We start from the raw sequence: 7,386 nt of genomic DNA, 5'->3' as shown, positions 1-7,386 counted from the left end.
TATCAATGTTGTCGAAGTCTAGGCTTCACCGTATATATTAACCTTAATTCTCTCTTTTATTCTTTCTGATTATATATCAAATTTAATAAAAGACAAACTTAAGATGTATATAAAAAATAGGCGTAACAGCAGTAAAATAAAGGCTTTTGGCTCGATTCAAACTTTGTGCTTAACCGAAAGTCTCGTGCTTCGAAATCGCCTACTTTTCATATACTAACCGTTACCTGCAAGCTGAAAAAAACCGAACTGTATGCAAAATAAAATATTTAGATGAACATATTAAATAGCTACATTACTTTTCTGCAAGAGTATAAAAAACTTTTGGAGCGTGGAGTTAAGGACATTTTTGCAAAAACAGTCGCACCAAGTTTCATTTGGCTTGATGAAATTGAAAAACTGATTGAGGACAATCTTTGTGAAACTACATTGACAGATTTTTTCATTGGAGGTTACGAAAATAGTAAGTCAAATATATTATCACTTGAGAAACCACTAAAACCACAAATAAATATCCCAAGCGAGTATTTGGGGATAATTGAATTTAATGATGCTAAAAATAAATTTGAGAGCGAAAGCGAAAACGAACTTATTTCATTTAAAAATTCAGCTTTTGGAATACAGGAAACAAATAAAATACAAAGATTCAAAGGTAACAAAGCCGTTTACTCAAAACTTTATAGAGCATATAATGACATTAAAAATGATTCAAACATTGAAATCGTTTTAAGTGTTGGCTTAATTCAGCATTCTAAACAAGGTAATGGTAAAACAAGTAGTGTTTCAAAAACAAATCAACACCTTTTCCATTTCCCATTAAAAATTGAGCTAACAATAACAAACAAAATAAATCTATCATTTTCAGAAACCGAAAAACCTTATGCCGATTTCTTTTTTTTAAACAATTTACCAATTGAAAAAACCGCATTAAATAACATTGTTGACAGATTTGAAGAAGAAATTGAAACAAATGGTTTTCAATATATTTATGACAAAAAATTTAGAGATTTAATTGCAAAAAATTTACAACAAATATCCGAAAACTCTACGTTTGAAAATACAATTACAAAACCCTTATCTGATACAGTAAATACAGATTCTTTCAAATTTTCTTTCTCACCTTCTATAAATATTAAGAAACAAAAACCACGGTTTTTCGACAAGCTTACAAAAGGAATAATTGAAGAGAATGAAAATGATGAAAATAATGCGGAATTATTTAATTTATTAATAAGGAATCCTGAAAATGAACATACAAATTCGCACGTAAAGCCAAATTATTTTATTGACGAATTGTATGAAGAACATAAAGAAAACAATACCAACTTAAATGCAGAACAAGATTTTTCTGTTTTCTTTCCACTACCCTATAACAAAGAGCAAAAACAAATTTACGATAACTACCTAAAAAATAGAATTACTGTTGTTACAGGTCCTCCAGGTACAGGAAAATCACATACTATTGTAAATATATTATGTTCGTTATTGGCACAAGGCAAAAGGGTATTAGTAACTGCTCAAACGGATAAGGCTTTGGAATCCTTATTAGATAAAATTCCACAAAATTTTGATGATTTAGTTTTTACAAAAATCCAACTAGAAGTTGATAAAACTAGGTTCTCTCTTGAAAAAAGCATAAATAATATTCGTTCAATTCTAATTGATGATTTTCATTTAAACATTGAAAAGAAAATTTCAAATCTTAACATTCTAAAAGGAGAATATTTACAATTCAAATCAGAAATACATCAAGTATTAGAGAAGGAATACAATGAAGTTTCTTTGAATGATAGTTTTAAAGATTTAAGAAGCTATGAATTATGGGATAAATTTCAATCAAAAAATGATGAAAATTGGAATTGGATAAAGGACGAAATTACGTTAGAAGTAATTAATGAATTTGTTAAACTAAAGGGCGAAATCAGCACTTATAAGCAGTTACATTCATTTGATAATTTAATCTTAAAATCAATAGATTTTGACATCAAATCTATTTCTGAAAAAATAAATGACTTTAATTTTACTGAATATTTAAACCGAAAAAGTGAAATTGAAAAACTAAAAAGTCATTTGGATATAGATGATGTTTCAAAATCTAAACTTCTGAAAATTGACTTAAATTCAGTTACTGAAATAACTGAAAAATATAGTAATGCAGACATAGTAATTAATAGTTATCAGCAAATAAGCCAACTTAAAAACAAATTAACAAAGAAGAATAAAAATGTAACCGATTTTAATTCAAACCTTAAATATTCTGAAATAGCAGAAAATTCCTCAAAATATCTACGAGATATTGAATCATTTTTGGCACAAATTGAAAGTCGAAAGGAAAAAATAGGTTTTCTAGGAAAATTCAAAGCAAAATACAAACAAGTTAGCTACTTAGAAAATATTGTTCTAAATTCTAAAAATTGTGACAACAAAACATCTTTAAACTTACTAAAAGTTTACCTAAAGGAAATCCAAGAAATAAGCTCAAACCTAAGCTATATTACAAAAGCAGGATTTGATATTACAATCAATGAAAATTCTGATTTGTCTTCAAAATATCAGTTATTAAATACAGCTATTGAACAAGTTGAAAGAAATTTTACGCTTATCGACCTTTTACAAAAGAACAAAGACATCATCAATTTTTCTAAGATATTTAATATTGAAATTTCAAATGTTGAAGAAATTTATACAACTTCTGTTTCTTACAAGGAGGATTTAGAAAAATTAAAAGAATTAGAGCTAAGTTATAAAAAAGACGTAAGTACTTTAAAAACAGTTAGTACTACGTTTTTAAACTCAAAGCTTTTAAATGATTATAGTGAATATATTCCTTTAGAAAACATTTCGGAAACTGTAATATTTAAAGCTTTTCAAACAAAAATAGAAGACACTATTCAACAAACTGAAAAAGAAAATCAATTTAACAATTCAAAATCGTTTATTAAAAAGGTTTTACCCAAAACACTTGCGTTTCTACTTGAAACACCAATTGAAAAAATCACAAAGGAAAATTTTGAATTTGCACACGCAAACCACTATTTTTTAGAGAATGAAATAATTGATTTGCAGAAAACAAAAGAAAAATTAGGTCAGATAAATGATAGAATTTACGAACTGAAATCTGAAATATTATTTGATTTAGCAAAAAACAACTTCAAAAACAATTTTGATACCAATGAAATAGACAGATTCATCAATCTATTGGTGGAATACCAAACTAATTTATATCAAGGTAGCAGAGGCATAAGAGATAAAGTGAAATTTCAACTTTTAGCAAGAAAAAATAGTGCCGAAATAAGCAATAAACTTTCTTGTTGGGTAATGAAATTTAATGATGTTTTAAATTCGGTAGGTACAGAATCAGAGATTTTTGATTGCATAATTGTGGATGAAGCAAGCCAGCTAGATTTTAATAGTTTAATCTTGGGTTATTATGCAAAAAATATGATTATAGTTGGAGATGACAAGCAAACTTCTCCAAGTGCATTAACAGGTGCAAATGACAATGATTTTCAGTCAATCAAAAATAAATATTTAGAGTTTCTAGGAGACGATAGAGTGCAAATTAGAAGTGATAATAGTTTATTTACATTATCAAAAATGGTTGCAGGTTCATCCAATTTAGCTTTAAAAGAACATTTTAGATGCGTTTCTGAAATTATCGAGTTTTCCAAGTATAATTTTTATGACAATTCACTAAAACCTTTAAAACAAATAAACACAGAAAACAGACTAGAGCCTGTAAAAGCTGTATTTGTCCAGAATAGTTTTTTAGAAGATAGAATTGTTTATGCCGAGATTGAGTCGATAAAAAAGCATTTAATTGAAATTATTAAAAACCCAATTTATCAAAATAAAACTATTGGTGTTGTTAGTTTAGGTTTAGTAAAACACACAGAGAAACTTAAAGATATTAAAGAAGATTTATCAGAATTATTTGGAAGAGATAAACTTGATGAAATTAAGCTAATCATTGAAGATTCTCCAAAATTTCAAGGAGATGAAAGAGATGTTATGCTCGTTTCATTAGGAGTAGCATTAGATTCTGAAAAACTTAAATCTAATGACAATCCAAAACCTAGGTCTATAGTTGATGATGGAAATCTAAAGGATGATTTTAAGAAAATAAATGTTGCTCTAAGCCGAGCAAAAGAACAAATGATTTTATTTCACTCTGTAAAATCTGAAGATTTAAGAAATAATGATTTTAGGCTAAAAATACTTAGCTTTTTCTACAATGAAACTAAAAAACTAAAACCATTTGAACTACCCGATAATGAAAATGAAAGAGATTTATACAATATTCCCAAACCCTTTGACAGTTGGTTTGAATATGATATTACAAGTGCTTTAATTAATGAAGGCTATCTATTCATTCAGCCACAATATAAAGTAAAAGAAGATGAAACCTTTTATAATCATCATTCTCAAAAAGAAACTTATGTAAATTTTAAACTTGACCTTGTGGTGTCGAACAATGGAAAGATGATTGCCATTGAATGTGATGGCGACCCATTTCATTCGCTTCCAGAGGATGTTGCCTATGATGTTGAACGACAAGAATTTTTAGAACGTGTAGGTTGGAAAGTTTATAGAGTTTTATATTCTGCTTACAAAAGAAATCCAAGTACAGAAATTGAAAAAATGGTCAATTTCATTGAAAAATACACGAAAAAAGATAAGGTAATATCAATTGCCAAAGTTTTCAAGGAAACTCCTAGTGAAGAAACCCAACAAAAACCAACTTCATATACACATAAGTCTTTCATTGATGCCTTAGAAGTTGATATAAACCAAGAAGATGAAGAAATAGTAGTAGAATCCATAGAAGAAATAGAAACTTTTGAAGAAGATAAAGTATTGAGGTATTTTAATTTAAACTCTGATGGTACATACATTTTGGAAACAAGTGAAAGCAATACTTCAACATATTCTTTACCATTATACGAAAGTGATAAAAACGGATTTTTACTACAAGGATATAACAATGGACATTTAAATAAGGTTTTTATATCTACATTACTATCTAAACGTATTGACAGAGAATACAAAAACGGATTAAATAGTGATGCAACTTTAAACTATCTTAAAGTAATTAAAACAGACGAGATTATTGGTCTTCACTTTAGGGAGAATGGGAATAAAAAATTCAAGGCTCATTTAACAAAAAACATATCTAACAGAGAACAATTACATCTACAAGGTTATAAAGTCATTTACAATGATTTTACCAATTTGGAATATGAAATACTCTCAATCAACCTATTTGACCAAATAGAAAGACTTGTTTATCAAAGTTTCACAGCAACAGGAAAAACGCTAGACAATTCAAATTATGATAAAGAATGGAAAACACTAAAACCTAAAAAAGATTTAGAACTACCTTTTAATAATCGGCAAATTGAATTATTAATACAAAAAGCCATTACAGAGAAAAAGAAAGTTAAAATTTCATACAAAAACAAAGAAGGTCAAGAAAGTGAGCGGATTTTAAGTAATCTAAACATTATAACAAAAAATGGATATTCGGGATATGACTTTGAAGTTTTAAAAGCGGATTGTAGTTTAAGAGGTACTGAAAGACACTTTAAAATTGACCGAATAAGAGAAATTGAAATACTAGAATAAAAAAAGCCAGACAGGTAACAATGTATATAAAAAATAGGCGAAATAGTAATAAATTCAAGGGTTGTGGCTCGTATCAAGCTTTGTGCTTAGCCGAAAGTTTAGTACTTCGAAATCGCCTACTTTTCATATACTAACCGTTACCTGCAAGCTAAAAAAACTAACAACAATCTTAATCATAAATAAATCGCATGAAATTTAAAACTATTTTTCTACTCAGTATTTGTCTTATATTCATAACAAGTTGCTCAAATGAGAAAAACGTCAAATTACCTATAACAATTCAAGACGGATATGGACCTTTTGAATCATCAATGGGAGGAATCTCTCCTTATTCAGACAATGAAAATGACCCTTGGAAGAAAACACATTTAAAAACATCTGGAATACCCAATGACTGGACTGATGTTAAAATTGGGGACATAAACACAGATATTTATCAATCTGTGTACCAAGACTACTATTTAGGTAATATTACAAAAGAAAGGTACAATGAATTACAAAAAGCATGGAATTGGGAGCCAGACTCAATAAATTTATCAAAAAAACCAATAAAATCAAAAATAGCTTTTGCTTTTGGGAAAGATTCATTAGGAGAACTGAGAATGATTGTTGATGCAAATAATAACTATAACTTTAGTGATGACAATATTTTTAAACCAACCGAAATAAACCCGAAAGATAAATTAAATAATGATTCATTAGTAAAGCATAACGCTATCAAAATTAGCTTTGAACAATTTTCTAATAATAAAATAATTGATGTTAGTGCTCCACTTTTAATCGTACACATGAAACAATACGACATGTTTATGAGCAATTTTGCACAATATGCAACAACGAAATTGCATGGGGAAGAAATAGCTATCAACTCTAACAATTTCATGGATTTGTCATATAACAAATTAGGAATTATCAAGGTTAGCGAATTGATTGAAAAAGGAGAGAAGGCAGATCGCCAAACAATAGTTGCAAAAAATGAATACCTCGAAATTAAAAATAATATATACAAAAATTTAGGTGTAAAAAAGAACGAAAATGTATTGGTCTTAGAAAAAATGGATTTACCTAAAAATCAATTATCATCTACCCAAATTGGATTTAAGGCTTTTGATTTTTCTGGGAATGATTTCATTAAAAAAACTCCGATTTCATTAGTTGATTTAAAAGGAAAATATATATTGCTTGACTTTTGGGCTACTTGGTGTGGTCCTTGTATCCAAGAAATTCCAAACCTTAAGGATTTATATAAAAATATTGATAAGTCGAAGTTTGAAATTATAAGTATTGTTGGAGATAGTCCAATAGTAGATTTAGAAAAAATGATAGAAAAACATTCAATAACTTGGCCTCAAATTATATCAAACGATTCTAATAAAATAAAAGAAACTTATGGAATAGGTGGGTATCCGACTACATTTCTATTAAATCCTGAAGGAATGATTGTGGCAAAAAATTTAAGAGGAACGGAATTGGAAAAGGAAGTTACTAATTTGATAAATAAATAAAGCCAGCAGGTAATAACTAAGAATTCGTTTTGCCGATAGGCCAAAAATGAATTCTGTGTTGACGAATCCGGTTGATTTGCCGTACTATGGGTAAAACGATACGTTTAGGGAAGGTTCTTTGGTGGCTAGGCTGTGATTGATGTGGTCAAAATATATTGGTTACTTCGGTTCGATTTGTGCCAGTGATTTCGGTTTTATAGTGCCAGTCATTTCGGTTCAAACCGTGCCATTTTTGACTGAGCATTAAAAACCTATAACG

The 7,386-nt window shown here is 28.5% G+C and carries 2 protein-coding genes; both read left to right on the top strand.

The window, feature by feature from the left end; all coding sequences use genetic code 11:
- Nucleotides 1-270: 270 nt before the first annotated feature.
- The gene (locus ACFFU9_RS10630) at nt 271-5,622 is read left to right on the top strand and encodes a PDDEXK-like endonuclease domain-containing protein (protein ID WP_379861419.1); all 5,352 of its coding nucleotides are present in this window, start codon (nt 271-273) and stop codon (nt 5,620-5,622) included.
- 188 nt (nt 5,623-5,810) lie between these two features.
- Nucleotides 5,811-7,127 carry a TlpA family protein disulfide reductase gene (locus tag ACFFU9_RS10625; RefSeq protein ID WP_379861417.1) on the top strand — a complete coding sequence of 439 codons (1,317 nt, stop codon included), beginning with the start codon at nt 5,811-5,813 and terminating at the stop codon, nt 7,125-7,127.
- Nucleotides 7,128-7,386: the final 259 nt, after the last annotated feature.

The sequence above is a fragment of the Mariniflexile ostreae genome, assembly GCF_042427585.1.
GTDB classification, from domain to species: Bacteria; Bacteroidota; Bacteroidia; order Flavobacteriales; family Flavobacteriaceae; genus Pseudalgibacter; species Pseudalgibacter ostreae.
This window is presented reverse-complemented; position numbering and strand designations above follow the sequence as displayed.